Origin of the sequence: Saccharopolyspora antimicrobica (genome assembly GCF_003635025.1) — a bacterium.
In the GTDB taxonomy this organism is placed as follows: domain Bacteria; phylum Actinomycetota; class Actinomycetes; order Mycobacteriales; family Pseudonocardiaceae; genus Saccharopolyspora; species Saccharopolyspora antimicrobica.
In genome coordinates this window covers 4,393,941-4,419,806 of sequence record NZ_RBXX01000002.1, presented here as the reverse complement: position 1 = coordinate 4,419,806, position 25,866 = coordinate 4,393,941, and the positions used below count along the sequence as shown (strand labels likewise).

Below are 25,866 nucleotides of genomic sequence, written 5' to 3'. Positions count from 1 at the left end.
CGGGACGGGCCGCATCGAGGATCAGTCGCAGATCACTGCTCCGACTTCTCGGCCTCCGGCTCGGCGGGGGCCTCGGACTTCTCGTCCTCGTCGTTGACCAGCACCAGGCTGATCTTGCCGCGGCTGTCGATGTCGGCGATCTCCACGCGCAGCTTGTCGCCGACGTTCACCACGTCCTCGACCTTGCCGATGCGCTTGCCGTTGCCCAGCTTGGAGATGTGCACCAAGCCGTCCTTGCCCGGCAGCAGCGAGACGAACGCGCCGAACGCCGCGGTCTTGACCACGGTGCCCAGGAAGCGCTCGCCGACCTTCGGCAGCTGCGGGTTGGCGATGGCGTTGATCTTGTCGATCGCGGCCTCCGCGGACGGACCGTCGGCGGCACCGACGTAGATGGTGCCGTCGTCCTCGATGGTGATCTCCGCGCCGGTCTCCTCGGTGATCGAGTTGATCATCTTGCCCTTCGGGCCGATGACCTCGCCGATCTTGTCCACCGGGATGCTGATGGAGGTCACGCGCGGGGCGTGCGGGCTCATCTCGTCGGGCTTGCCGATCGCCTCGGCCATCACCTCGAGGATGGTGAACCGGGCGTCGCGGGCCTGGCCGAGCGCCTGAGCCAGCACCTCGGACGGGATGCCGTCCAGCTTGGTGTCCAGCTGCAGGGCGGTCACGAAGTCCTTCGTGCCGGCGACCTTGAAGTCCATGTCGCCGAAGGCGTCCTCGGCACCGAGGATGTCGGTCAGCGCCACGTAGTGGGTCTTGCCGTCGATCTCGTCGGAGACCAGACCCATCGCGATGCCCGCCACCGGGGCCTTCAGCGGCACACCCGCGTTGAGCAGGGACAGCGTCGAGGCGCAGACCGAGCCCATCGAGGTGGAGCCGTTGGAGCCCAGCGCCTCGGAGACCTGCCGGATGGCGTACGGGAACTCCTCGCGCGTCGGCAGCACCGGCATCAGCGCGCGCTCGGCCAGCGCACCGTGGCCGATCTCGCGCCGCTTCGGGCTGCCGACCCGGCCGGTCTCACCGGTCGAGTAGGGCGGGAAGTTGTAGTGGTGCATGTACCGCTTCGTCGTCTCCGGGGACAACGAGTCGATGGTCTGCTCCAGGCGCAGCATGTTCAGCGTGGACACACCCAGGATCTGGGTCTCGCCGCGCTCGAACAGCGCCGAGCCGTGCGCCCGCGGGATCACGCCGACCTCGGCGGACAGGCTGCGGATGTCGGTCAGCCCGCGGCCGTCGATGCGGACCTGGTCGCGGATGATCCGCTGCCGCACCAGCTTCTTGGTCAGCGAGCGGAACGCGGCGCCGAGCTCCTTCTCACGGCCCTCGAACTGCTCGCCCTCGCCGGTGGCGACCTTCTCCAGCACCGACGCCTTGATCTCGTCGAGCCGGGTCTCGCGCTCCTGCTTGCCGCCGATCTTCAGCGCCTCGGCCAGCTCGGTGGAGACGGCCTGCTCGACGGCGGTGAAGGCGTCCTCGGCGTAGGCCGGGAACACCGGGAACTCCTGGGCGGCCTTGCCCGCCGCCTGCGCCAGCTGCTGCTGCGCGTGGCACAGGGTCCGGATGAACGGCTTGGCGGCCTCCAGGCCGGCGGCCACGACCTCTTCGGTCGGGGCCTGGGCACCCTCGGCGACCAGCGTGATCGTCTTCTCGGTGGCCTCGGCCTCGACCATCATGATCGCCACGTCGTCGCCGACGATGCGGCCCGCGACGACCATGTCGAACACGGCCCGCTCCAGCTGCTCGTGGGTCGGGAACGCGACCCACTGGCCGTCGATCAGCGCCATCCGGGTGCCGCCGATCGGGCCGGAGAACGGCAGGCCGGAGGCCTGCGTGGACGCCGACGCGGCGTTGATCGCCAGCACGTCGTACAGGTCGCCCGGCGCCAGGCTCATCACGGTGACGACGACCTGGATCTCGTTGCGCAGGCCGTCCACGAATGACGGGCGCAGCGGCCGGTCGATCAGCCGGCAGGTCAGGATCGCGTCCGTGGACGGGCGGCCTTCGCGGCGGAAGAACGAGCCGGGGATGCGGCCCGCAGCGTACATCCGCTCCTCGACGTCGACGGTCAGCGGGAAGAAGTCGAAGTGCTCCTTCGGCTGCTTGGACGCCGTGGTGGCCGACAGCAGCATGGTCTCGTCGTCGAGGTAGGCGACGACGCTGCCCGCGGCCTGCTTGGCCAGCCGTCCGGTCTCGAAGCGGACGGTGCGGGTGCCGAAGGCACCGTTGTCCAGCACCGCGGTCGCTTCGTACACACCCTCGTCGATCTGGGGTTCGGTCAAGATGACTCCTCTGTCCTCACGAGGCCCACGGCAGGTGCATCCGGGTCGTGGTCCGACGAGGCCGGCCATCGATCGAAGCCCCCGGGAACGTCCGTTCGGACGACTTGCCCGGCAGCCACTACCGAGGACCGGCGGACGCCTGCCCGGTGCGTACCACCGTGAGCGCTCTTCATAGTTGCAACGGCGCCGAAGCGCCGGTCATGCACCGAGGGGAGCGGCCCGGCGGCCACTCCCCTCGGCGTTGGTCAACGGCGCAGGCCGAGACGCTTGATCAGCGAACGGTAGCGCTCGATGTCCACCTTGGTCAGGTAGTTGAGCAGGCGGCGGCGGCGACCGACCATCAGCAGCAGGCCACGACGCGAGTGGTGGTCGTGCTTGTGCTGCTTGAGGTGCTCGGTGAGCCCGGTGATCCGCTTGGTCAGCAGGGCCACCTGGGCCTCCGGCGAACCGGTGTCGCCGTCCTTGAGGCCGTACTCGGCCAGGATCTGCTTCTTCTCTGCAGTGGACAACGCCACGAGTTGACTCCTTCGATGTCCCGTGTCAGCTGCACCCGGCCGGCCCGGCCGGGGACGGGTCAGGTGCTCGAATCGAACACCTGGCCGGAGCCGGCCACCACGGACTGCAGCCGCTCCACCGGTCAGGATATCAGGGAGCACTGCTCCTACCGGGTCAACCCGATGACGCGCGCGTCACCCCGACCCGGTGCGCGATGCGGTACTCCGGGCCGCTTTCCCGCAGGTCACTGCGCACCACGGTCAGTTCGCGCGGCTGCCACCAGGGCCCGGCGTAGCCGGTGAACAGGCCGGTCAGCAGCTCCCGGGCGGCCCGCCCGGCGGCCCAGCGCGCGATGGTCAGGTGCGCCCGGTAACCGTGCGGATCGCCGCCGGCCGCGCGCACCAGCGCCCGCAGCGCGCGGTCGTCCTCGGTGGTCTCCGGCTCGACGCCGATCCACAGCACACCGCGGAACGTCCCGCAGCCCGCCAGCCGCAGGCGCGGCGGCGCGGGATCGGTGGCCAGCAGCCGCGCCACCCGGCTCTCCAGCCGCTCGGTGACGTCGTCGAGATCGGCGTCGTCGCCGTGGAAGCACAGCGTCAGGTGCCAGCGCTCGGATCCGCTGAACCGGAACTTCCGCAACCCGGCCGTCGCCGCGGCCAGCCGGTCGCGATACAGCCGGTCGACAGCGGAGGTCAGGTGGCGCAGCGCCGCATCCGACGGCCACAACGCGGTGAACAGGCGCATCCGACGCCCCTTCCTGGCGATGGTGGTCCCCACGACCATCGCACTCGCGAGGCTCAGTCGCCGTTGGCGGCGCGCCGCAGCAGGCCCGCCAGCCCCGGGTAGCGGCCTTCGAGGATGGACGCCGCGGCCTCCAGCTCGTTGGGCTTCGCGACCTCGCGCAGGATCGGCCAGACCGCTTCCTCGCCGTTCGCCGCGTGCTTGACCGGCAGGTTGTCGCGCCCCACCGACGGCTGGGACTGGCGGACGTCCTCCAGCGCCTGCTTGATCGCATCGGGCTCACCGGACGCCACCCCGGGGATGAGCACCTTGCGCTCCAGCATCACCAGCCGGGCCAGCACCTGCGGGTTGCCGATCTTGGCGCGGCGACCGCTCATCACCTGGCTGAGCATCGGCGCGCTGATGCCGAGCACGTCGGCGAGCTGGGCCTGCGAGATGCGGAAGGCAACGACCAGGCGGCGCACCCGGTCGCCCAGCGGTTCGCCGTACCACTGCCGCTGCAGGGCCAGGTTCCGCTGAACGCTGCTGCTCTCCGCCACCTTCGCTCCCCCGATCTCGGCACCGACCCGATCACGCCTGGCCGTTCCGGCTCTGAATACTGCCAGGTCATCGGCCAGATGTGAGCGCGAATCGGAAACCTGCCCGGGGCGTCTTGAGCCGCTCGGCTGCCGTGATTGCTCCATCCGGGGAGTCGACATGCCGGGTGTCACCCGTCCACGGCCAGGATGCGCCGGGTCTCGGCGACGTCCTGGTGCATCTGCTCGATCAGCGCGTCCACGCTGTCGAAGCGCTCCATCGCGCGCAGGCGCTGCACGAAGTCCAGGTCCACGTGCTCGCCGTAGAAGTCGGCGTCGATGTCGAGCACGTACGCCTCGACGGTGCGCTCGGTGCCGGAGAACGTCGGGTTGCTGCCCACCGAGACCGCGGCGGGCAGCGTGCGCCCGGGATCGCGGGAGCCGCGGTGGCGGTGCGTGAACCAGCAGGCGTAGACGCCGTCGGCCGGGATCGCCGCGTGCGGCGGGGTGGACAGGTTCGCGGTGGGGAAGCCGAGTTCCTTGCCGCCGCGCCCCGCCCCGCGCACCACGATGCCCTCCAGGCGGTGGTCGCGGCCGAGCGCGGAGGCCGCGGCGGTCACGTCACCGGCATCGATGCACGAGCGGATGTAGGTCGAGGAGAAGGTCACCGAGGCGCCCGCCGGATCGTCGGCCCGCTGCACCGGGCCGGACACCAGCGCGTCGGACTCGACGTCGAAGCCGAACCGCTCCCCCAGCTTGGCCAGCAGTTCGATGTTGCCCGCCGCCTTGTGCCCGAAGGTGAAGTTCTCGCCCACCACGATCTCGGCGGCGTGCAGCTTCTCGACCAGGATCGCGTGCACGAACTCCTCGGCCGGGATCCGGGAGACCTCGCGGGTGAAGGGCAGCACGCAGAACACGTCCACGCCGAGCTGCTCGACCAGTTCCGCGCGCCGCCGCAGCGTGGTGAGCTGCGCCGGATGGCTGCCCGGCCGCACCACCTCCGACGGGTGCGGGTCGAAGGTCATCAGCACGCAGGGCACGCCGCGCCGTCGCGCCTGCCGCACCGCGTGCGAGATGAGTTGCTGGTGCCCGCGGTGCACGCCGTCGAAGACACCGATGGTGACCACGCACCGTCCCCAGCCGCCGGGAAGCTGCTCCAAACCACGCCATCGCTGCACGACCACGCAGCCTACTGCGCCACCGGGGGAACGCTGGAAAGCCATGGCCCGTGCTGCGACTCACAGCACGAGGTCGTGAGCGCGAAAGCACGTTGGAACACTGTTACGCACTCACGACCCCGGATCGTCAGCTGACGCCTGCGCCGAAGGCCGAGACGTCCACGGTGGATCCGGCGCAGAGCGAACCGAACACGTCCTGCTCGCCGGTGTTCACCGCGACCTGCAGCGCGTCGGCCCAGTCGTCCGAGCCGACGAGGTTCAGCGCGAGCTCGCTCGAGCTCGACCCGCAGCCCTCCGCGGTGGTCCACTTCAGCGACAGGACCGCCTGGTCGTAGGCCGGGCCCGGCATCGGCACGCGGGACGGTGCGGGTTCGAGGGTGTGCTGGACGGTCGTCTCCAGCGGCTGGCCGTTCCCGTCGAGCACCCGGAGGTCCGGGTACCGGTCCAGCACGCAGGGATCGCTCGCGTCCTTCTTCGTCACCAGCAGCGTTCCCTCGCCGCCCGCCGGACTCGCCTCCCCGGACTGGTACTGCGCGGTCAGGTCCCGCCCGGTGCACGGCCGGTCCTCGTCCGAGCGCCCGTTGTCGCCCGAATCCTCGGTCTGCTCGCCGGTCGCGGTCTGCTCACCTGCCTCGACCGACTGGCCGTTGATCTGCGGTTCCGGGCTCGCGGGCGACTGGCCCGAGCCCGCCGCGCATCCGCTCAGCGCCAAACCCGCCGTCAGCACGACGGTCGCCCCGACTACTCGCTTGCGCATGCTGCTACCACTCCCTCGTCGTTCGTTCGGACTCGGTCGTGGGACGGCGCGGGCCGCCTCAAGTTCCAGCGGTGTGGCGCGGGTCACCGAAAACAGGTGCGAATCAAGGAATCCCGGTCAATTCGCCGGGATGATCACCAGCACCGGCTTGGCGGTCCGGCCGCGGTCGCGGACCAGCGCCACCGCGCGGCCGTCCGGGTCGAACATCCCGTAGGTGCCCTCGACGCCGGCGGCGGGCACCAGCTGGCCGTGCGAGAGAGCGCGGGCGAGGGTGGCGTCGACGTCGCGGCGCGGGAAGGCCGTCGCCACCGCCTCGTCGAGGCCCATCGACAGCCCCGGCTCCGCCTCCAGCTGCTCCAAGGTCCGCGCGGTGGCCAGCCCGAACGGACCGACCCGGGTGCGACGGAGCTCGCCCAGGTGACCACCGACGCCGAGACCGGCGCCCAGGTCGCGGGCCAGCGCCCGCACGTAGGTCCCGGAGGAGCACTCGACCAGCACGTCGAGCTCGGTGGTGCGCTCGGTGCGGCGCAGGCCGAGCACGTCGAAGCGGGAGACGGTCACCGGCCGGGCCGCCAGCTCGACCTCCTCGCCGCTGCGCACGAGCTCGTAGGCCCGGCGCCCGTTGATCTTCACCGCGCTGACCGCGCTGGGCACCTGCTCGATCTCGCCGGTGAGCCCGGCGATCCCGGCGCGGATCGCCGACTCGTCGACGGCGGAGGCGTCCACTTCGGACAGCACTTCGCCCTCGGCGTCATCGGTGCTGGTCGTCGCGCCCAGCCGGATGGTGGCCAGGTAGGACTTGGTGTCCAGGGCGAGGTGGCCGAGCAGCTTGGTGGCCCGCTCCAGGCCCAGCACCAGCACGCCGGTGGCCATCGGGTCCAGGGTCCCGGCGTGGCCGACCTTGCGGGTGCCCATGATGCGGCGGACCCGCGAGACGACGTCGTGCGAGGTCATCCCCGCCGGCTTGTCGACCACGAGCAGGCCGGGCGGAACGGTGAGGCGTGCTTTTCGGGAGTGCTCGGACACGACGCACCATCATTCCCGACCTCGCGCGACGATCACCGCGAGGGGTCGGACGAGCGCGGGCCCGACGATCTAGGCTTGATCCCGGATTAGGAGGTTGACGTGGCGTTCCGACAGATCCGGCGATTCGGCGATCCGATCCTGCGCATGGCCGCCGAGCCGGTCACGGAGTTCGACCAGCGGCTGCGCACGATCGTCGCGGACCTGCTGGACACCGTCGACGCTCCCGGTCACGCCGGGGTAGCCGCGCCGCAGATCGGTGTCGGCGTGCGGGCGTTCAGCTACAACGTGGACGGCGAGATCGGCTACGTGATCAACCCGGAGCTGGTGGAGGTGTCCGAGCGGACGCAGGACGGCTACGAGGCCTGCCTGTCGCTGCCCGGCCTCGGGTTCGACACCCGCCGCGCGCAGCACGCGGTGGTGCGCGGCGTCGACGCCGACAACGAGCCGGTCACCGTCTCGGGCAGCGGCCTGATGGCGCGCTGCCTCCAGCACGAGACCGATCACCTCGACGGCAAGGTCTACATCCAGCGCCTCGACCTGGAAACCCGCCGCGAGGCCTTCCGCCAGGTCCGCGAGCAGGACTGGTTCTGGCAGCAGTGAGGCGGCTCACGCGGTGGTGGGCTGGGTCCTGGTCGCCCCGGTGACCGCCCAGCGGCCGGAGCGGGCGCGCAGCAGCAGCGTCACCAGGCGCAGGACCATGAACATCGACAGGCCGGTCCAGATGCCCGCGAGGCCCCAGTCGAAGGCCAGCGACAGCCAGATCAGCGGCAGGTAGCCGACGAAGGCGCTCAGCAGCGTCGCGGTGCGCAGGTAGGCCGCATCCCCGGCGCCGAGGAAGACGCCGTCCAGCGCGAACACGACACCGGCGATCGGCTGCAGGAGGACGAAGAACCACCAGGCCTGCGGGACCTCCGCCAGCACCGCGGCGTCGGAGGTGAACACCGCGGGCAGCGGCACGGCGAGCGCGGCGAACAGCACGCCGAGCACGATCCCGAACACCAGGCCGTACCAGGTGATCTGCCTGGCGATGCCCTTGGCGCGCGACGCCGAACCCGCGCCCAGCGCCGCTCCGACCAGCGACTGCGCGGCGATCGCCAGAGAGTCCAGGACCAGCGCCAGGAACGCCCAGAGCTGCCAGACGACCTGGTGGGCCGCAGCGGCGTCAGCGCCGGTCCGGGCGGCCACCGACGTCGCCGACAGGAAGCACACCTGGAAGGCCAGCGTGCGCAGCACCAGGTCGCGGCCGAGGCCGAGCTGGGCGCGCATCAGAGCCGGCTGCGGCTTCAGCGACACGCCCTCCACGACGAGCGCCCGGATGAACAGCGATGCCGCGATGGTCTGGCCGATCAAGTTCGCGATCGCAGAGCCCTCCAGCCCCCAGCCGAAGGGGTAGACGAACAGCGGGCACAGCACCGCCGACACGCCGTTGCCGATCAGCACGTACCGCAGCGGGCGAGCGGTGTCCTGCACGCCGCGCATCCAGCCGTTGCCGGCCATCGTGATCAGCACCAGCGGAGCGCCGCACAGCGCGATGCGCAGCCAGACCGCGGCGGCGTCGGCGATCGGCCCCGGCCCGGCGAGCAGCTCGGCGACCGGAACCGCCACCAGCTGGGCCAGCAGCATGAGCGCGACGCCGACGGCGACGCCCAGCCAGGTGGCCTGGACGCCTTCGGCCACCGCGTCCTTGCGACGGCCCGCCCCGTGCAGTCGCGCGGTGCGCGCCGTGGTGCCGTAGCTCAGGAACGTCAGCTGGCTGGAGATCAGCGTGAACAGCGTGCCGCCCAGCGCGAGACCGGCCAGCGGGACCGCGCCCAGGTGACCGACCACCGCGGTGTCGACGAGCACGTACAGCGGTTCGGCGGCGAGCACGCCGAGCGCCGGAACAGCGAGCGCGAACACCTTGCGCGGTGCGATGCGCTCCCCTGGTTCGGACACACTTCCTCCAGGTCGTTGCCTGCTCGGGTCGGTGGGCGATTTCGCGCGAAACCGTCGTCCGCCACGCCCGCCGGGTGGTGATTTCGCGCGAGAACGGCAGCCGATCCGCGCGAGCTAAGCTGCGAAAGAGGGTTTCGCCCCTGACAGCACAGGCTACGGTAAGGACCGCAGATGGACAACGCTGATTACGTCACCGTGGCTCTCCGGATCGCCAACGCCGATCTGAGCAGCCTCGACGCGGTGCGTGCCGCGGTCCACGACGAACCCTGGTGGGCCGACCGCCTCGGCGAAGCGGACCTCCCGGTGCTGCGCACGGTCGCCGACGGCCTGCGCCGGGCGCTCGACGCCATGGTCGGCGGCGACGGCCAAACCGTGCTCGCGGAGATCAACACCCTGCTCTCGGCGCATCCGCCGCGCCCGCGGCTCTCCGGCCACGGCGGCCGCAACGGCAACCCGAACTGGCACGTCCACGTCGCGGGCCCGGACGCCCCGGCTGTCGACGAGGTCGCGGCTGCGGCGGCCTGGGGCCTCGCGCAGGGCGTCGTCCACCACGGGACCGACCGCTGGGGCCGCTGCCAGGCCGACGGCTGCGACACCTACTACCTGGACACCTCGACCAACCAGGCCAAGCGCTTCTGCTCACCGCGCTGCGCGAACCGCATGCACGTCGCGGCCTTCCGCGCCCGCCGCCGCGAGTGACCGCCGCGTCCGGCACCCGGCACACCGGCCGAGCGCCAGGCGTCACGCGATTTCAATGGAAATCAGACGTCTGATTTCCATTGAAATCGCGTCCGCCGTCGGCGTGTCGGGGGACGACACGCCGACGAGTCGCGCAACTTCCATTGAAATCGAAGACCTGATTTCCATTGAAATCGCGGCGGGCGGTAGCCGGGTCAGTCGAGGAACGGGGCTTCGTCGAGGGCCTTGCGGATCGACTCGATGATGTCCTCCGGCTTGCCCTGCGCTGTGAAGCCCGAGGCCAGGCGGTGACCGCCACCGCCGCAGGCCGCCGCCGCGTGGCCGACGTCCAAGCGGCTGTCCGCGCGCAGCGACACCGACCAGTTCTGCGGCGCCATCTCCTTCAGCACCGCGGTCACCTCCGCCTCGCTGGTCGTGCGCAGCACGTCGATGACGCTGTCGAGCTCCTCGCTCCGCAGCCCGTCGGAGTCGGCCAGCCGGACTGTGGCGTGCACGAACCCGAGCCCGCGCGCGGCTGAGGGCTCCAGCTCCGCAGCACCGAGCACACCGGCCAGCATGCCCATCCAGCCGAACGGGTGGGTGTCGAGCAGCGGTCGCGTGGTCGCCTCCGGATCCACTCCGGCGCGCAGCAGCCGCGCCGCCACCTCGTGGGTCCGCGCGCTGGCGTGCCGGAAGGAGCGGGTGTCGGTGACCAGCCCCGCGTACAGGCACCGCGCGATCGGCAGGTCCAGCTCCGCGCCCAGCTCGTCGAGCAGTCGCAGCACGATCATCACGGTCGCCTCGGCGTACTCGTCGACCACGTGCAGCGTGCCGTAGCGCGTGTTCGAGACGTGGTGGTCGATGACGATGACATCGCCACCGGCCTCGATGGTCCCGGCGACCCGGTCGGCCAACCGCCCGAGCCGCTGCAGGCTGCCGGTGTCGCACACCACCAGGGTGGGCGGCGCGGCGGGAACCTCGTCGACGGGCACCACGAGGCCGTCGCCGTCCAGATCGCGCAGCGAGGCCGGCGGCAGGTCCGGCGTGCCGAACGACACGCGCACGGTGCAGCCCCGCCGCCGCAGCGCCCGGCCCAGCGCGAGCGCGCTGCCGAGCGCATCCGCGTCCGGGTTCACGTGCCCGAACAGCGTCACGTCCGTGGCGTCGGCCAGCTTGCGCGCGGCCGCCACCACGGCCGGTGCGACGGGATCCGCCGCGACTCCGGAACGGTCGTCTGCTTCGGGTTGCCCGCGCACAGGTTCACCTCCACGGCATGGGCGGCCACGGCGACCGCCCGTGCACAACGCACCTGATGCTGCGCTGCGACTCAACCACTCTGTGGCCCACGCCGCACATCGGCGTCGGAAAACGACTCGGATTCCGCACCGTCGGTGTCGGCCTCGTCATCGTCGGTGCTGGTCCGGTACGGATCGGAGTCGCCGGCGTGCGCCGCGCCGGACGCCAGCCGGGCCACCTCCGCGTCGGCCTCCTTGGCCTTGGCGAGCAGCTCCTCCATCCGCCGCGCGTTGTCCGGCACGGTGTCCGCGACGAACGTCAGCGTGGGCGTGAAGCGCACGCCGGTCTGCTGGCCGACGCGGGAGCGCAGCACGCCCGTCGCGCTGGACAGCGCGGCGGCGGTCGAGGCGTAGTCCGCGTCGTCACCGAAGACCGTGTAGTAGACAGTGGCATCCCGCAGGTCCGGGGTGACCCTGGCGTCGGTGATGGTCACCATCGCCAGCCGCGGGTCCTTGACCTCGTGCTCCAGCCCGGACGCGACGATCTGGGCGATCCGCTTGGCGAGCCTGCGGGCGCGCGGAGCATCAGCCACGGCGCACCTCCTTCGAGAAAAGTTCAGTTCGGTTGAAGCGGCCCGAGCCGCCGTTGGCACCCGCGGTCAGGCGGGCGCAGAGGTTCCACGACCCGCAGGCCGGGAAGCCGCTCAGTCCTCTGGTCCGAGCATCCGCTGGCGGGCCGAGAGCAGCTCCAGTTCCGGGCGTGCGGCGACCAGCCGCTCGCACGCGTCCAGCACCTCGCGCGCGTGCGTGGCGTCGCCGGACACCACCGCGATGCCGATCAGCGCGCGGCGGTACAGGTCCTGGTTGCCCGCCTCGGACACCGCGACCTCGAAGCGCCGCCGCAGCTCGGCCACCACCGGCCGGACCACGGCGCGCTTCTGCTTCAGCGAGTGCACGTCGCCGAGGAGCACGTCCACTTCGAGCACACCGACGTACATGGGTCCCCCAAACCGCGAACGCAGGGGGCCGTCAGTCCGACGACCCCCTGCGCACTGCGACTCAGTCGCGCGGCTTCTCGCGCATCTCGTAGGGCTCGATGATGTCGCCGACCTTGATGTCGCTGTACGACCCCAGGGTCAGACCGCACTCGAAGCCCTCGCGGACCTCCGTGGCGTCGTCCTTGAACCGCTTCAGCGAGTTGACGCTGAGGTTCTCGGCGACCACCACGCTGTCGCGCAGGAGACGTGCCTTGGCGTTGCGCTTGATGATGCCCTCGGTGACCATGCAACCCGCGATGGTGCCGACCTTGGAGGACTTGAAGACCTCGCGGACCTCTGCCTTGCCGAGCTCGACCTCTTCGTACTCGGGCTTGAGCATGCCCTTGAGCGCCTGCTCGATGTCCTCGATGGCCCGGTAGATCACCGAGTAGTACCGGATCTCCACGCCCTCGCGGTTGGCGACCTCGGCCGCCTTGCCCTCGGCCCGGACGTTGAAGCCCAGGACGATGGTGTTCTCCGCGGTGGCGAGGTTGATGTCGGACTCGTTGATGCCACCGACGCCGCGGTGGATGACCCGCAGCTCGACCTCGTCGCCGACCTCGATCTTCATCAGGGACTCTTCGAGCGCCTCGACGGTACCCGAGTTGTCACCCTTGATGATCAGGTTCAGCTGGTTGGTCTCCTTGAGCACCTTGTCCAGGTCCTCGAGGCTGACGCGCTTGCGCTTGGCCGCGTTCTGGGCCTCGCGGATGCGAGCCCCGCGGCGGTCGGCGATCTGCCGCGCCACCCGGTCCTCGTCGACCACCAGGAAGGTGTCACCCGCACCCGGCACCGACGTGAAACCGATGACCTGCACCGGCCGCGACGGCAGCGCCACGGGGACGTCCTCGTCGTTCTCGTTGATCATCCGGCGGACGCGACCGTAGGCGTCCCCGGCGACCACCGAGTCGCCGACGCGGAGCGTGCCGCGCTGCACCAGCACCGTGGCCACCGGGCCGCGACCGCGGTCCAGGTGGGCCTCGATCGCCACGCCCTGCGCCGGCATGTTGCGGTTGGCCCGCAGGTCCAGCGTGGCGTCCGCGGTCAGCAGGATCGCCTCGAGCAGGCTCTCGATGTTGGTGCCCTGCTTCGCCGAGATGTCGACGAACATGGTCTCGCCGCCGTACTCCTCGGCGACCAGGTTGTACTCGGTCAGCTGCTGGCGGATCTTCGCCGGGTTCGCACCCTCGACGTCGATCTTGTTGACCGCGACCACGATCGGCACACCGGCCGCCTGGGCGTGGTTGATCGCCTCCACCGTCTGCGGCATGACGCCGTCGTCGGCGGCGACCACCAGCACGGCGATGTCCGTCGACTTCGCACCACGGGCACGCATGGCGGTGAACGCCTCGTGACCCGGGGTGTCGATGAAGGTGATCGGGCGCTCGTTGCCCTCCAGCTCGGTGACGACCTGGTAGGCGCCGATGTGCTGGGTGATGCCACCCGCCTCACCGGCCTGCACGTTCGCCTTCCGGATGGTGTCGAGCAGTCGCGTCTTACCGTGGTCGACGTGACCCATCACGGTCACCACCGGCGGACGCGCCTGCAGCTCCTCCTCGGAGCTGTTCGGGTCGCCGTAGCTGATGTCGAACGACTCCAGCAGCTCCCGGTCCTCGTCCTCCGGCGAGACCATCTCGACCTTGTAGTTCATCTCCTGGCCGAGGAGCTCCAGCACCTCGTCGGAGACGGACTGGGTCGCGGTGACCATCTCACCGAGGTGGAACATCGCCTGCACCAGCGAAGCCGGGTTGGCGTTGATCTTCTCGGCGAAGTCGGTCAGCGAAGCACCGCGGCGCAGGCGAACGGTCTCGCCACCACCGCGCGGGAGGCGGACGCCGCCGACCGACGGCGCCTGCATGTTCTCCATGTACTCCTGGCGCTTCTGCCGCTTCGACTTGCGGCCGCGCTTCGCGGGACCACCGGGACGGCCGAAAGCACCGGCCGTGCCACCGCGGCCACCGGGCCCGCCCGGACGGCCACCGCCGCCGGGACGACCGCGGAAGCCGCCGCCTGCCGGGGCGCCACCGCCACCGGGCGCGCCGCCACCGCCGCCGCGGAAGCCGCCGCCACCGCCACCGGGACGACCGCCACCGCCGCCGCCCGGACGACCGCCGCCGCCACCGGGGCCACCACGACCGCCACCGCGGCCACCGCCGGGTCCGCCACCGCTGCGCGGCGGGCGGGGCGGCATCATGCCGGGGTTCGGACGCGGGGGCATCATGCCCGGGTTCGGACGCGAACCACCGTCACCGCGCGGGGCACCGCCCGGGGCCGGAGCCGAACCGGCTCCCTGGCCGCCGCCCTGACGGCGCTCGCCGCCCTGACGACCGGGGCCGCCCTGGCCACCGCCCTGACGGGGACCGGGCCCCGGGCGCGGCGGGCGCTGCTGCGGCGCACCGCTGCCGACGCCGAACGGGTTGTTGCCGACGCGCGGCTGGCGCGGACCGGGCTTGGGCGCCTTCGGCCGCGGCGGAACGGTGCCACCGTCCGCCTCGCCGTGGGGCTTGGGGCTCGGCTTCGGGCCGGGCTTGGGGCCCGGCTTGTGCTCGCTCTTCGCGGCAGGCGCCTGCTCCGCGGGCTTGGGGGCCTGCGGTTCGGGCTTGACCTGCTGCGGTTCCGGCTTCACCTGCTGCGGCTCCGGCTGCCGCGGGCCCGGCTTCGGACCGGGCTTGGGACCCGGCTTCGGCGCGGACGCCTCGGGGCGCGGACCGGGCTTCGGGCCCGGCTTCGGCACGCCCGAGTCGGAACGCGCGGGCTTGTCCGCCGGAGCGGGCTTGTCGCCGCCCTTCTTGGACGACTTGTTCAGCGCGTCGCGCAGCCTGCGGGCCACCGGGGCCTCCACGGTGGACGACGCAGACTTGACGTACTCGCCCTGCTCGGCGAGCTTGGTCAGTACTTCCTTGCTGGTAACACCGAGCTCTTTGGCGAGCTCATGTACGCGGGCCTTGCCTGCCACTGCTCTCCTCATCTGGGTGAGGCCGGGCGGCAGTCCCGCTCGACCTCGTCCTATCGCCGATGCGCGTTCATGGCTTCAGCTTCACGGCTGATTCATGACGGGTCGACCTGCTTTCCATCAATTGCCTGGCGCGGGACGGATCCCGCGTCGGTCCTGTCGTGAGCCGCGTGCTGCGGTCGCCCGGCACCGATGTGCTCGTGCACCGCAGAAGCGTCGAGTGCTCCTCGCACGCGAAGCGCGCGTGGGAACGCCCGGCGCCGCTCGGCCAGACGCAGGCATGCCGGATCGGGGTGCAACCAGGCTCCCCGGCCCGGCCGCCGACGTCGCGGATCAGGTACGACGACGGAGGGAACCCCGTCGCCGTCGGCGACCACGCGCAGCAGCTCAGTAGGCGACGTCCGGGTGCGACATCCCACGCAAGTACGCACCGGCCCACGACTCTCGTCGTGCTCGCCGGACACACGTGTGCGGATTGTTGCTCCCCTCGCGTCAGCCTGCCATCGATTCTAACCCGACGACGTTACTCGGCCGAACCCGCGGTCTGCACACCGTCCACCGCGGGGTCCAGACCCGTCGAGTGCTCCGGGGTGCTGCTCGGGCTCGTGCCCGGATCGGCATCGCTGCGGATGTCGATGCGCCAGCCGGTCAGCCGCGCGGCCAACCGGGCGTTCTGGCCTTCCTTGCCGATCGCCAGCGAGAGCTGGAAGTCCGGCACGACCACCCGCGCGGTCTTGGTGCGTTCGTCGACGACCTCCACCGAGACTACCTTGGCCGGCGACAGGGCGTTGCCGACGAAGGTCGCCGGGTCGTCGGAGTAGTCGATGATGTCGATCTTCTCGCCGCCCAGCTCGCTCATCACGTTGCGCACCCGCGCGCCCATCGGGCCGATGCAGGCGCCCTTCGCGTTGACGCCGGAGACGGTCGAGCGCACCGCGATCTTGGAGCGGTGCCCGGCCTCGCGCGCCACCGCGGGGATCTCCACGGTGCCGTCGGCGATCTCCGGGACCTCCAGCGCGAACAGCCGCCGGACCAGGTTCGGGTGCGTCCGCGACAGCGAGATCTGCGGGCCCCGCGCGCTGCGCGAGACGCCGTAGACGTAGCACTTGATCCGGGTGCCGTGCTCGTAGTTCTCCCCGGGCACCTGTTCGGCGGCCGGGATCACGCCCTCGCTGTCGCCGACCTGCACGACGACCATGCCGCGCGAGTTCGCCCGCGCGTCGCGCTGGATGACACCACCGAGGATCTCGCCCTCCTTGGTGGCGAACTCGCCGAAGGTGCGCTCGTGCTCCGCGTCGCGCAACCGCTGCAGGATGACCTGCCGCGCGGTGGTCGCCGCGATCCGCCCGAAGCCCTCCGGGGTGTCGTCCCACTCCTCCTGCACGCTGCCGTCGGCGGCCAAGGTGTGCGCGAGGACTCGCACGACGCCGGTCTTGCGGTCCACCTCCACCCGGGCGTGCGGCTCGTGGCCCTCGGTGTGGCGGTATGCGGTGAGCAGTGCCGATTCGATCGCTTCAAGGACCGTCTCGAACGGGATGTCCTTGTCGCGCTCGATCGCACGCAACGCCGCGATGTCGACGTTCACCTCGACTCCTCCGTGTCTTCCCGGTCGTCTCCCGCCTGGGAGACGCCGCCCGCAGCCCGCTCCAGCTTGACCAGATCCTCCGCCGGTGGCTGCTGGAATTCCACCTCGACCACCGCGCGCTCCACGTCGCGGTAGGACAGCCTGCGCAGTTCACCGCCGGCCAGCACGGTGACACCGTCATCATCGGCTTCCCCGGCGCGGGCCACCAGCTGCTCGCCGCCGGCCAGGCGGATCTTGACCAGGCGGTAGCGCGCCCGGCGCCAGTGCCGGGGCCGGGTGAGCGGCCGGTCCACGCCCGGCGAGGTGACTTCGAGCGTGTAGGAGCCGGCCAGGACGTGCTCGTGCTCGTCCAGCACCTTCGACACCTCCCGGCTGATCTCGGAGATGTCGTCGAGCCCGACTCCTTCGTCGGAGTCGATGACGACCTTGACCAGGCGGCGGCGGCCGGCCTGCTGCACGCCGAGCTCCTCCAGGTCGAAGCCCGTCCGAGCCACGGCCTCGGCTACGACGGGCTCCAGCTGCGCGGTGATCTCACCACGCGGCGGGCTGGACACGTTGGCACTCCCAAGTTTCGATCGCGGTCTGTTCAGACCTGGCGGTGGCGCGGCGCCGGACGGCGCGCGCGGGGTCGGCGACCAGTGCTGCACGTGCCGGTCGCGGTCGCCCAGGGTATCGCGTCCCTCGGCACCCGAGCGCGCCGTGGGATCCCTACGATCGGCGGATCGTGCCGGGACCGAGTGGATCAGGCCCCGGTCGGTGCCCGGACGCCGGTCGACCTGGTCGCCTGGCAGGATAGGTCGACGTGGAATCCCCCTCGCGAGCCCGGTCGGTGCTGGGCAGGCGAAGCGTGCTGCGGTTGATCGCCGCGACCCCGGTCGTGGCCGCGCTGAGCACCGCGTGCAGCTCCGCGCCCGACGAGCCGGACCAGCTGCTGGCGCTGGCGAACGCGGCGAAGTCCGACGCCCGCTTGGCCGAAGCGGTGGCGCAGTCGCACGCGAAGCTGGCCGACGTCGCCAACGAGATCGCCACGGCGCGCAACACGCACGCGGGCGCCCTGCAGCAGGAGATCGACCGCGTCAGCCCGCGCGACCCCGAGGACCCGCCGTCGGTGCCGGACGCACCGCCGCAGCAGGCACCGGGATCGGCGAGCGCGGCGTCGGAGGCGCTGGTCGAGGCGCTGAACAGGGCCCGGGACCAGGCGGCGGGCCTCGTGCCCGCGCTGCCGGACTACCGGGCGGGGCTGGTGGGATCGATCTCGGCGAGCTGCGCGAGTCTGCTGGAGGTGCTGAGGTGACCGAACTCTCGGACGCGGAGGGCACGGCGCTGCGCAGCGCGCTCAGCGCGGAGCACGCTGCGCTGTGGGTCTACGGCCTGGCCAGCGCCTACGTCGGCGAGAACCGCGTGCGCAGCGCGATCGACGACGCGCAGGAGCAGCACCGCAGGCTGCGCGACACGGCGGAGAAGGTCATCCGCGGCGCGGGGCAGATCCCGCCGTCGGCGCAGCCCGCTTACGACGTGGGCGAGCGGGTGAGCGACCAGGACTCCGCGATCGGCCTGCTGATCAAGGCCGAAGGCGACTGCCAGGTCGGCTGGCGGTCGGTGCTGGAGAACACCGCCGACCCCGGGTTGCGCGGCACCGCGCTGGACGGGCTGACCACCTCGGCGACCCGCGCCACCCGGTGGCGGCTCACCGTCGGCCAGCAGCCCGCGGCCCAGGCCTTCCCCGGTCAAGCCTGATCCCGGTCAGCCCTTGTCCTGCGGCCAGCCGAGCTTGAGAGCTTCTTTCGAGACGTCGAGCAGGATCGGGTCCTTGTTCGTCGTCTTCTTGTCGTAGTACGCGGAGTCGCCGATCACCACGAGGTGCTCCTGGCGGTCCGAGGCGTAGGCCTTGTCGGCGAGCTTGGGCAGGTCCTTGGTTCCCTCGCTGCCGTCGTCGACCAGGTCCCGGATGTTGCCCGTGCCGTCCTTCGTGGTCAGGTCGTCGAGGCGCTGCGCGCTGTCCGAGTTCGGCATCAGCACGGTGACGACCGAGGTCAGCACGCGGGAGCCGTCCGGCAGGGTGGTGTTGTAGAGGGCGCGGGTGAGGTGCTCGCACTCCTCGTTCTTGAAGAACTCCTGGATCTTGTAGTCCGAGACGTTCTGGCAGCCGAGGAATCCCTCTTCGCGGCGGATCGGCTGGAAGTCGTACTTCGTCGCCAGCGGCGGCGTCTCCTCCGGCTCTGGCGCGTCCGGTTTCACCGCCAGCCAGATCAGCCCGGACACCACCGAGATGGCGAACAGTCCGGCGCCGCGCAGGGCCCAGCCCATCGGCGTGATCTTGCTCCGCGACGACGGCGGCGGCTCGGGCATCGGCTGCCTGCTGGTCCCCGGGTTGGTCGTCGGGCGCACCGGCGGGTTGACCGGCTGCGGCGGCAACTGGTTCGCCTGCTGGTACCCGGGCGGGTTCGTCTGCGGGTGCACCGGCGGATTCGTCGGCTGCTTTACCGGCGGGTTCGTCTGCGGATGCACCGGCGGGTTGGCCTGCTGCTGCACCGGCGGGTTGGCCTGCTGCTGCGTCGGCGGGTTGGTCGGCTGCTGCGCCGGGCGCTGCGGGGGCGGGAAGACCGGCCGGGTGCTCTGCCCGGGTCCGGGGTCGACCGGTGCCCGATCCGGCTGTATCCGCGAGTTGTCGCGGCGGAGCGGAGCGGTTTCGCGCTGCGTGTCGGCTTGTTCACCCGTCATGTCTTCGGGTGCACCTCTTCGGTCGGGCACGGAGACCTACGGTAGCGGTTGCGGATTACGAGACGGACACCCCGGACGTTCCTCCCAGCGCCCGAGCGGCCAGCTCGACGTCCGCCCGGGTGTTGTACAGGTGGAACGCCAGGCGTGCGCGACCGGCTCGCGCGGCGCAGGCGACCCCGGCTTCGGTGAGCTTCGCCACAGCGTCCGGTACCTGCACCGAGACGATCGGCGAACCGGCCGGTGGCAGGCCCAGCGCGGCCAGGAACTCGTCGGCCAGGCCGGTGCAGTGCGCGGCCACCGCCGCCATGTCCAGCCCGGCCAGCCAGTCCAGCGCCACGGCCGCGCCGACCTGGGAGAACCAGGTGGGCGAGAGGTCGAGCGCGCGGGCGTCGCCCGCCAGTCGCAGGGGCAGTCCGTAAGTCGACGTCCACGGGTCCTCCGTCGCGTACCAGTTGGCGCTGCTGGGGCGGAGCTCCGGCGCATCGGGGTGGATCGCGAGCCAGGCCGTCCCGCGCGGCGACATGAGCCACTTGTACGCCGCGCTGACCACCCAGTCCGCCCAGCCGAGCTGCAGCGGCATCCAGCCGACGGCCTGCGTGGCGTCGAGCAGCACTCGCGTCGAGCCCGTCCCGGCGATCTTCCGCAGCGCGTCCAGGTCGACGATGCGGCCGTCGCTGGACTGCACCACGCTGACCGCGACCACGTCGTGATCGGCGGCGCGCGCGGTGATCTCCTCCAGCGGCACCGCGGTCACCTGCACGCCGCGGTCCTGCTGCGCGGCGAACGGGAAGAGCACGCTGGTGAAGTCGCCCTCGGCGACCAGCACCCGCGCGCCGTCCGGCAGGCTCGCCGCGACGAGCCCGATGAGCTGCGACGCGGTGGCGCCGATGGCCACCCGGTCCGCGGTGGTCCCGATCAGCCGGGCGAAGGCGGCGCGGGCGGCGGCCACGGCGGGCTCGAAGTCACCGGGCCCGTCCAGCCCGCTCCCCCACCGGCGCACCGACTCCGCGACCGCGCGGGCCACCGCGGCGGGCGGGATGCCGATGCTGGCGGTGTTGAGGTAGCCGTCCGGGACGTCGAACTCGGCGCCGAATGCCTCTCGCATCTCCGCATCCTCGCACCGGACCCACCCGTTCCGGAACGGTTCGCGCCCCGCGAGTGCGCAGCCGTGCGCTGACGACGGGAGCGGGAGCGTAATACCGTGGGGGCCATGCGCAGCGAGGAGATCGAGGTCCGCACCGGGTCCGTCGAGGTCGTCCACGACCTGGGCGACGAGTGCGAGCGGTTCCTGCGCTCGGTGTCGGCCGGCGACGGCCTGCTCAACGTCTGGGTGCCGCACGCGACCGCGGGCCTGGCGATCATCGAGACCGGCGCGGGCAGCGACGACGACCTGCTCGCGGCGCTGCGCGAACTGCTGCCCAAGGACGACCGCTGGCAGCACCGGCACGGCTCGCGCGGGCACGGCCGCGACCACGTGCTGCCCGCGATCGTCCCGCCGTACGCCTCGATCCCGGTGCTGGGCGGCCGGATGGCGCTGGGCACCTGGCAGTCGGTGTGCCTGGTGGACACCAACGTGGACAACCCGGTCCGCCGAGTCCGCCTCTCCTTCCTCCCCGGCTGACCCCGCGCGACGCGGACGCCCGTTCCGCAGGTGGCGGTGTGCTCACTGCCCCGCGAGGGGGCGTTCAGGGCGCCTGCACCGGTTCGGGTGGTGCGGAGCAAGATCTTGCGCGGGGCGTGTGCGCGCGCGCATTCTTTGCGTTCGTGGTGACAACAGGGGTGAGCGGGCGGCGGCTCGGCCGCGTGGTGTCCGCGGGCGTGGTCGGGACGACGGTCGAGTTCTACGACTTCTTCCTCTACGGCGCGGCGGCGGCGACCGTGTTCGGGCCGGTCTTCTTCCCGCGCACCGATGGCCTGCTGGGCGTGCTGCTGGCTCTGGTGACCTACGCCGTCGGGTTCGCCGCCCGGCCGCTGGGCGGGCTGGTGTTCGGGCACTTCGGCGACCGGGTCGGGCGCAAGCGGCTGCTGGTGATCAGCCTGGTGCTGATGGGTTCGGCGTCGGTGCTGATCGGTCTGCTGCCGGGCTACGAGCAGATCGGGATCGCCGCGCCGCTGCTGCTGACGGCGCTGCGGCTGGTGCAGGGCTTCGCGCTCGGTGGCGAGTTCGGCGGTGCTGTCCTGCTGGTGGCCGAGCACGGGCCCCGGGAGCGGCGCGGGTTCTGGACGGCGTGGCCGCAGACCGGCGGACCGCTGGGCAACCTGCTGGCCACCGCCTCCCTCGCGGCCGTCGCCGCGAGCACCACGGCCGCGCAGTACTCCGCGTGGGGCTGGCGGATCCCGTTCCTGGCTTCGATCCTGCTGGTCGTGGTCGGCCTGTGGGTCCGGCTGCAGGTCGCCGAGTCGCCGCTGTTCCAGGCCGTCGCCGACCAGCGCCGCGAGGCGCGGGCACCGGTGCTGGAGGCGTTGCGGCGGTATCCGCGCGAGGTGTTCGCGGCCTTCGCCGCGCGCGTCGGCGAGAACGCGGCGTTCTACGTGTTCACCATCTTCCTGCTGGTCTACGCGGGCAGCATCGGGCTGCCGACCGCGATCACGACCGCCGCGGTCACCGTCGGATCTCTGGTGCAGGCGCTGGCGATGCTGGCCGGCGGCGCGCTGTCGGACCGGCTGGGTCGCCGCCCGGTGGCGATCGGCGCGGCGCTGGCGTGTGCACTGTGGACACTCGTGTTCTTCCCGCTGGTCGCCAGTCACCAATCGGTGCTTGTGTTCCTGGCCGTGGCGATCGGTCTGCTGCTGCACGGGACGTTGACCGGTGCGCAATCCGCTTTCTACGCCGAGCTATTCGGCACCTCGGTGCGGTATTCCGGTGTCTCGCTGGGCTACCAGGCGGCAACGGTGCTGGCCGGTGCGGCGGCGCCGCTGGCGGGTACCGCGCTGCTGCGGGCCACGCAGTCGCCGACGCCGGTGGTGGTCCTGCTGGTCTGCTGCCTGGCGCTGACCGTCGTCGGCATGGCCGTCGTTCCCGAAACGGCTCGCCGCGAACTGACGTCCTGAGCGCGGCTGGCACGATGGATTCGTGACGCGACTCGTGCTGTGGGACATCGACCTGACCCTCATCGACGCCCGGGGCTTCGGCCCCCGCTGGTACCGGCGAGCGCTGGCGGCGGTCACCGGCCGCACGCTGCAGCAGATGCCCGACACCGCCGGGCGCACCGAACTGGCGATCACCACCGACGTCCTGGAGAACCACGGCGTCGCCGCCGACGAGACCACGATCGCGGCTATGTTCACCGCGCTGACCAGTGCCGTCGCCGAAACCCGCGACGAGCTGGCACAGCGCGGGAGCGCGCTGCCCGGGGCCGCCCAGGCGCTGGAGGCGCTGTCGCTGGAACCGGAGTTCGTGCAGACCCTGGTGACCGGGAACCTCCCGGAGGTGGCCTTCCACAAGCTCGAGTCCTTCGACATGCACCACCACGTCGACTTCGAGATCGGCGGTTTCGGCGCAGGTTCGGTGCACCGGCACGACCTGATCGCGGACTCCGTAGCCAAGGCCGCGGACCGGGCGGGCGCGGCGATCGCCGCTGACTCGGTGGTGGTCGTGGGCGACACCCCGCACGACGTCGCGGGCGCGCTGCGCTTCGGCGCCGTGGCGGTCGGCGTGGCCACCGGCAGCAGCACCGAAGCCGAGCTCCGCGCCGCCGGCGCCCACGCCGTCCTGCCGGACCTGTCCGACACCGGTGCCGTGCTCACCGCCCTGTCCTGAGCCTCACCAGGCGGCGGCCACCAGCATCCCGGCGCCGACGAGTTCGACCCAGAAGTAGAACCAGACCGGGTAGAACCGGGTGCGGCGGTCGGCGAGCCTGGAGACCACCCGCCCCGCGGCCATCCCGAGCAGCGCCGCGGCGACGGTGATCGCGATGCCGCGGCGCATGTCGGCGATGTCCAGCACGGCCACCACCAGCACGGCGGCGATCGCGATGCCGAAACCGCCGTAGACGGCGCGCACCTCGGAGCGGCTTTCCGGCGCGCCGACGTCGATCGCGAACGGCTGCAGCAGCGCGGCCGGGGCGATCAGCCCGAACAGGCCCAGTCCGGCGAAGAAGGTGGTCACGATGACCAGGAATGCTGCGTCCACTTCGTCCCTCCCAATGAGATCGCCGACAACGATGCGGGAGCCGGTGGCCGGGGCGCTTCCAAAAACGTGCTCTGCTGAGCGCGGCGCGGTGTGGCTGCTGCCGGGCGAAGCGCTCTACTGCGGACCGACGCTGCGGCTCGACGAGCACACCGGAGCGGCGTCCTGCCTGGCGATCGGCATCGACGAGCCGCTGCGCGTGGCGGTCGGCGGCAGCGTCGCGCACCACCGCAGCGTCTTCATCCCGCCGCGGCTGACCTGCCAGATCACCCCGACCGGCCGCCTGGCCTGCTACTTCCTCGAACCGGGATCACCGCAGGAGCGGGCCTGCCTGGCGGTCGTGCGGCCGGGTGAGGGGATCCGCACCGGACACCGGCACGAGCGGGAGCTGGCGGAGCTGGCCGGGTCGCTGAGCGAGCCCGGTGGCCTGCAGCGGTGGGTGGAGCGCGCGACCGGCGACGCCGTGGTGCGGCGGGATGAGCGCATCACGGCCGCGGTCGCGATGCTGAGCGCGGAGCCGGATCTCTCCGCCGCGCGCCTGGCCGCCGCCGTCCACCTCTCGCCCGCGCACTTCCTCCGGCTGTTCAAGCGGGACACCGGGACGACGCTGCGCCGATTCCGGCTGTGGGCGCGGATGCTCGTCGCCGCCGCGCACATCGCCGACGGGGCCGACCTGACCCGGGCCGCGGCCGCCGCCGGTTTCGCGAGCCCGTCGCACTTCAGCTCGGTGTTCCACGCGATGTTCGGGCTCGCCCCGAGCCGGCTGCTCGCCGTCCCGCTCGACGTCCACGTCCGGCAGCGCGAAGCCCCCGGAGAACCGGTCTCCGGGGGCTTCGCGAGGTGAAGAGCGTCAGCCGCGCACGGCGTTGATGACGTGCTCGACCGCGTTGTCGGCCTCGATCTCCGCGCGGTCGCCGGAGCGCCGGTCGCGGACCTCGACGACACCGCGGGTCAGGCCCTTGCCGACCACCAGGATCGTCGGCACGCCCAGCAGCTCGGAGTCGGCGAACTTCACGCCCGGCGACACCGTCCGGTCGTCCAGGACGACCTGCACGCCGGCCGCGTCGAGCTCGGCGGCGATGGCCTCGCCGCGCTCCCGGACGCTGTCGTCCTTGCCCGCGATGACCACGTGCACGTCGGCGGGCGCCACCTCGCGCGGCCAGACCAGGCCCTGCTCGTCGTGGCTCTGCTCGGCGATCGCGGCGACCAGGCGGGACACGCCGACGCCGTAGGAGCCCATGGTGATCCGCTTCGGCTTGCCGTCCTGGCCCAGCGCGTCCAGCCCGAACGCGTCGGCGTACTTGCGGCCGAGCTGGAAGATGTGGCCGATCTCGATGCCGCGCGCGGCGACCAGGGTGCCCTGGCCGTCGGGCGACGGGTCGCCCTCGCGGACCTCGGCGGCCTCGATGGTGCCGTCCGGCGTGAAGTCCCGGCCGCACACCAGGTCCAGCACGTGGTGGTCGGTCTTGTCCGCGCCGGTGACCCACGCGGTGCCGGTGACCACCCGCGGGTCGACCAGGTAGCGGACCCCGTTGCCCTGCAGCGCCTTCGGGCCGATGTAGCCCTTGACCAGGAACGGGTTGGCGGTGAAGTCGGACTCCTCCAGCAGCGCCACCTCGGCGGGCTCCAGCGACGCCTCGAGCCGCTTCATGTCGACCTCGCGGTCGCCGGGCAGCCCGATGGCCAGCAGCTCCCACTCCTCCGCGCCGGGTCGGCGGGTCTTGACCAGCACGTTCTTGAGGGTGTCGGCCGCGGTGAACTTGCGGTCGGTGTTGGCGTTGAGGAAGTCGACCAGGGTCTCGATGGTCGGCGTGCTCGGCGTGTGGTGGACCTCGGCGGCGGGCTTGCCCTCGATCGGCTCGGCGGGCGGCGCCGGGGTGATCACGGCCTCGACGTTGGCGGCGTAGTCCGACCCGGTGCTGCGCACGAAGGTGTCCTCGCCGGTCGGGCTCTCGGCCAGGAACTCCTCGGACGCCGAGCCGCCCATCGCGCCGGAGGTCGCCGACACGATCACGTAGCGCAGCCCGACCCGGTCGAAGATCCGCACGTAGGCGTCGCGGTGCAGCTGGTAGGAGGTGGACAGGCCCTCGTCGTCGATGTCGAAGGAGTAGGAGTCCTTCATGACGAACTCGCGCCCGCGGAGGATGCCCGCGCGGGGCCGCTCCTCGTCCCGGTACTTGGTCTGGATCTGGTAGAGCATGACCGGGTAGTCCTTGTAGGAGCTGTACTCGCCCTTGACGGTGAGCGTGAACAGCTCCTCGTGGGTGGGGCCGAGCAGGTAGTCGGCGCCCTTGCGGTCCTTCAGGCGGAACAGCAGCGGGCCGTACTCGGTCCAGCGGCCGGTGTTCTCGTAGGGCTCCTTGGGCAGCAGCGCCGGGAAGTGGATCTCCTGCGCGCCGATGCCGTTCATCTCCTCGCGCACGATCTCCTCGACCTTGCGCAGCACCCGCAGCCCGAGGGGCAGCCAGGAGTAGATGCCCGGTGCGATGCGGCGGACGTAGCCGGCGCGGACGAGCAGCTTGTGGCTCGGCACCTCGGCGTCGGCCGGATCCTCGCGCAGGGTACGCAGGAACAACGTCGACATCCTCGTGATCACGGCTAC

The 25,866-nt window shown here is 71.7% G+C and carries 27 protein-coding genes; 8 read left to right on the top strand and 19 right to left on the bottom strand.

What is annotated here, in order from left to right:
• Window positions 1-32: 32 nt before the first annotated feature.
• The 7 genes from ATL45_RS21510 to truB form a co-directional block, all read right to left on the bottom strand.
• Window positions 33-2,279 (bottom strand): polyribonucleotide nucleotidyltransferase, encoded by a 2,247-nt coding sequence (locus ATL45_RS21510; RefSeq protein ID WP_093146527.1) that lies wholly within the window; start codon window positions 2,277-2,279, stop codon window positions 33-35.
• Window positions 2,280-2,524: 245 nt separating this feature from the next.
• Complete coding sequence (gene rpsO, locus ATL45_RS21505; RefSeq protein WP_093146528.1) at window positions 2,525-2,794, bottom strand: 30S ribosomal protein S15; 270 nt, start codon at window positions 2,792-2,794, stop codon at window positions 2,525-2,527.
• 154 nt (window positions 2,795-2,948) lie between these two features.
• A complete protein-coding gene (locus ATL45_RS21500; protein ID WP_093146529.1) occupies window positions 2,949-3,518 on the bottom strand; it encodes a 2'-5' RNA ligase family protein in 570 nt (189 codons plus the stop codon).
• A gap of 53 nt (window positions 3,519-3,571) precedes the next feature.
• Window positions 3,572-4,054: a helix-turn-helix domain-containing protein gene (locus ATL45_RS21495; RefSeq protein ID WP_093146530.1), complete on the bottom strand. Its 483-nt coding sequence runs from the start codon at window positions 4,052-4,054 to the stop codon at window positions 3,572-3,574.
• 167 nt (window positions 4,055-4,221) lie between these two features.
• Window positions 4,222-5,208, bottom strand: coding sequence for a bifunctional riboflavin kinase/FAD synthetase (locus ATL45_RS21490; RefSeq protein WP_093147510.1), 987 nt, complete (start codon window positions 5,206-5,208; stop codon window positions 4,222-4,224).
• Between the two features lie 127 nt (window positions 5,209-5,335).
• Window positions 5,336-5,965 (bottom strand): DUF4232 domain-containing protein, encoded by a 630-nt coding sequence (locus tag ATL45_RS21485; RefSeq protein ID WP_093146531.1) that lies wholly within the window; start codon window positions 5,963-5,965, stop codon window positions 5,336-5,338.
• A gap of 117 nt (window positions 5,966-6,082) precedes the next feature.
• Entirely contained in the window at window positions 6,083-6,991 is a 909-nt protein-coding gene (gene truB, locus ATL45_RS21480; protein ID WP_093146532.1) for a tRNA pseudouridine(55) synthase TruB, read from the bottom strand.
• A gap of 99 nt (window positions 6,992-7,090) precedes the next feature.
• Here truB and def point away from each other — a divergent pair, with 99 nt between their 5' ends.
• Window positions 7,091-7,591 carry a peptide deformylase gene (gene def / locus ATL45_RS21475; RefSeq protein WP_093146533.1) on the top strand — a complete coding sequence of 167 codons (501 nt, stop codon included), beginning with the start codon at window positions 7,091-7,093 and terminating at the stop codon, window positions 7,589-7,591.
• 6 nt (window positions 7,592-7,597) lie between these two features.
• Here the strand turns inward: def and ATL45_RS21470 are convergent, their stop codons facing one another.
• The gene (locus ATL45_RS21470; protein WP_093146534.1) at window positions 7,598-8,926 is read right to left on the bottom strand and encodes an MATE family efflux transporter; all 1,329 of its coding nucleotides are present in this window, start codon (window positions 8,924-8,926) and stop codon (window positions 7,598-7,600) included.
• Between the two features lie 171 nt (window positions 8,927-9,097).
• Here ATL45_RS21470 and ATL45_RS21465 point away from each other — a divergent pair, with 171 nt between their 5' ends.
• Window positions 9,098-9,625: a CGNR zinc finger domain-containing protein gene (locus ATL45_RS21465; RefSeq protein ID WP_093146535.1), complete on the top strand. Its 528-nt coding sequence runs from the start codon at window positions 9,098-9,100 to the stop codon at window positions 9,623-9,625.
• A gap of 194 nt (window positions 9,626-9,819) precedes the next feature.
• Here the strand turns inward: ATL45_RS21465 and ATL45_RS21460 are convergent, their stop codons facing one another.
• The 7 genes from ATL45_RS21460 to rimP form a co-directional block, all read right to left on the bottom strand.
• Complete coding sequence (locus ATL45_RS21460; protein ID WP_439332462.1) at window positions 9,820-10,860, bottom strand: DHH family phosphoesterase; 1,041 nt, start codon at window positions 10,858-10,860, stop codon at window positions 9,820-9,822.
• Window positions 10,861-10,931: 71 nt separating this feature from the next.
• Window positions 10,932-11,432, bottom strand: a complete 501-nt coding sequence (gene rbfA, locus ATL45_RS21455) for a 30S ribosome-binding factor RbfA (RefSeq protein ID WP_093146536.1) — start codon at window positions 11,430-11,432, stop codon at window positions 10,932-10,934.
• Between the two features lie 111 nt (window positions 11,433-11,543).
• Window positions 11,544-11,837 carry a DUF503 domain-containing protein gene (locus ATL45_RS21450; RefSeq protein WP_093146537.1) on the bottom strand — a complete coding sequence of 98 codons (294 nt, stop codon included), beginning with the start codon at window positions 11,835-11,837 and terminating at the stop codon, window positions 11,544-11,546.
• Window positions 11,838-11,898: 61 nt separating this feature from the next.
• Window positions 11,899-14,832 (bottom strand): translation initiation factor IF-2, encoded by a 2,934-nt coding sequence (infB, locus tag ATL45_RS21445; RefSeq protein ID WP_093146538.1) that lies wholly within the window; start codon window positions 14,830-14,832, stop codon window positions 11,899-11,901.
• A 92-nt stretch (window positions 14,833-14,924) separates the two neighbouring features.
• The gene (locus ATL45_RS21440) at window positions 14,925-15,206 is read right to left on the bottom strand and encodes a DUF448 domain-containing protein (RefSeq protein WP_246025468.1); all 282 of its coding nucleotides are present in this window, start codon (window positions 15,204-15,206) and stop codon (window positions 14,925-14,927) included.
• Window positions 15,207-15,352: 146 nt separating this feature from the next.
• Entirely contained in the window at window positions 15,353-16,414 is a 1,062-nt protein-coding gene (nusA, locus tag ATL45_RS21435) for a transcription termination factor NusA (protein ID WP_093146540.1), read from the bottom strand.
• Window positions 16,411-16,968, bottom strand: coding sequence for a ribosome maturation factor RimP (rimP, locus tag ATL45_RS21430; RefSeq protein ID WP_093146541.1), 558 nt, complete (start codon window positions 16,966-16,968; stop codon window positions 16,411-16,413). The genes nusA and rimP overlap by 4 nt, the downstream gene beginning before the upstream one ends.
• Window positions 16,969-17,216: 248 nt before the next feature.
• Here rimP and ATL45_RS21425 point away from each other — a divergent pair, with 248 nt between their 5' ends.
• Together ATL45_RS21425 and ATL45_RS21420 are read left to right on the top strand one after the other, a co-directional pair.
• Window positions 17,217-17,708, top strand: a complete 492-nt coding sequence (locus ATL45_RS21425; RefSeq protein WP_093146542.1) for a hypothetical protein — start codon at window positions 17,217-17,219, stop codon at window positions 17,706-17,708.
• A complete protein-coding gene (locus ATL45_RS21420) occupies window positions 17,705-18,151 on the top strand; it encodes a ferritin-like domain-containing protein (RefSeq protein WP_093146543.1) in 447 nt (148 codons plus the stop codon). The genes ATL45_RS21425 and ATL45_RS21420 overlap by 4 nt, the downstream gene beginning before the upstream one ends.
• A gap of 6 nt (window positions 18,152-18,157) precedes the next feature.
• Here the strand turns inward: ATL45_RS21420 and ATL45_RS21415 are convergent, their stop codons facing one another.
• Window positions 18,158-19,135, bottom strand: a complete 978-nt coding sequence (locus tag ATL45_RS21415; RefSeq protein WP_093146544.1) for a hypothetical protein — start codon at window positions 19,133-19,135, stop codon at window positions 18,158-18,160.
• Between the two features lie 55 nt (window positions 19,136-19,190).
• The gene (locus tag ATL45_RS21410) at window positions 19,191-20,240 is read right to left on the bottom strand and encodes an aminotransferase class V-fold PLP-dependent enzyme (RefSeq protein ID WP_093146545.1); all 1,050 of its coding nucleotides are present in this window, start codon (window positions 20,238-20,240) and stop codon (window positions 19,191-19,193) included.
• Window positions 20,241-20,345: 105 nt separating this feature from the next.
• Between ATL45_RS21410 and ATL45_RS21405 the strand changes: the two genes are divergently transcribed.
• From ATL45_RS21405 to ATL45_RS21395, 3 genes are all read left to right on the top strand, one after another.
• On the top strand, window positions 20,346-20,756 hold the full coding sequence (locus tag ATL45_RS21405) for a secondary thiamine-phosphate synthase enzyme YjbQ (RefSeq protein ID WP_093146546.1): 411 nt from the start codon (window positions 20,346-20,348) through the stop codon (window positions 20,754-20,756).
• A 158-nt stretch (window positions 20,757-20,914) separates the two neighbouring features.
• Window positions 20,915-22,186, top strand: coding sequence for an MFS transporter (locus ATL45_RS21400; RefSeq protein WP_093146547.1), 1,272 nt, complete (start codon window positions 20,915-20,917; stop codon window positions 22,184-22,186).
• 22 nt (window positions 22,187-22,208) lie between these two features.
• A complete protein-coding gene (locus ATL45_RS21395) occupies window positions 22,209-22,895 on the top strand; it encodes an HAD family hydrolase (protein ID WP_093146548.1) in 687 nt (228 codons plus the stop codon).
• Between the two features lie 3 nt (window positions 22,896-22,898).
• Here the strand turns inward: ATL45_RS21395 and ATL45_RS21390 are convergent, their stop codons facing one another.
• Window positions 22,899-23,267, bottom strand: coding sequence for a DUF4345 family protein (locus ATL45_RS21390; protein WP_093146549.1), 369 nt, complete (start codon window positions 23,265-23,267; stop codon window positions 22,899-22,901).
• Window positions 23,268-23,355: 88 nt separating this feature from the next.
• Between ATL45_RS21390 and ATL45_RS21385 the strand changes: the two genes are divergently transcribed.
• The gene (locus ATL45_RS21385) at window positions 23,356-24,108 is read left to right on the top strand and encodes a helix-turn-helix transcriptional regulator (protein WP_211841256.1); all 753 of its coding nucleotides are present in this window, start codon (window positions 23,356-23,358) and stop codon (window positions 24,106-24,108) included.
• A 6-nt stretch (window positions 24,109-24,114) separates the two neighbouring features.
• Here ATL45_RS21385 and ATL45_RS21380 read toward each other — a convergent pair whose 3' ends face one another.
• Window positions 24,115-25,860 carry a proline--tRNA ligase gene (locus tag ATL45_RS21380; RefSeq protein ID WP_093146551.1) on the bottom strand — a complete coding sequence of 582 codons (1,746 nt, stop codon included), beginning with the start codon at window positions 25,858-25,860 and terminating at the stop codon, window positions 24,115-24,117.
• Between the last annotated feature and the right edge of the window lie 6 nt (window positions 25,861-25,866).

Coding starts and splice junctions, on each gene's coding strand:
- ATL45_RS21500 (WP_093146529.1), bottom strand. CDS start 3,518: ATGCGCCTGTTCACCGCGTTGTGGCCGTCGGATGCGGCGCTGCGCCAC.
- ATL45_RS21485 (WP_093146531.1), bottom strand. CDS start 5,965: ATGCGCAAGCGAGTAGTCGGGGCGACCGTCGTGCTGACGGCGGGTTTG.
- ATL45_RS21465 (WP_093146535.1), top strand. CDS start 9,098: ATGGACAACGCTGATTACGTCACCGTGGCTCTCCGGATCGCCAACGCC.
- ATL45_RS21450 (WP_093146537.1), bottom strand. CDS start 11,837: ATGTACGTCGGTGTGCTCGAAGTGGACGTGCTCCTCGGCGACGTGCAC.
- ATL45_RS21415 (WP_093146544.1), bottom strand. CDS start 19,135: ATGACGGGTGAACAAGCCGACACGCAGCGCGAAACCGCTCCGCTCCGC.
- ATL45_RS21410 (WP_093146545.1), bottom strand. CDS start 20,240: ATGCGAGAGGCATTCGGCGCCGAGTTCGACGTCCCGGACGGCTACCTC.
- ATL45_RS21405 (WP_093146546.1), top strand. CDS start 20,346: ATGCGCAGCGAGGAGATCGAGGTCCGCACCGGGTCCGTCGAGGTCGTC.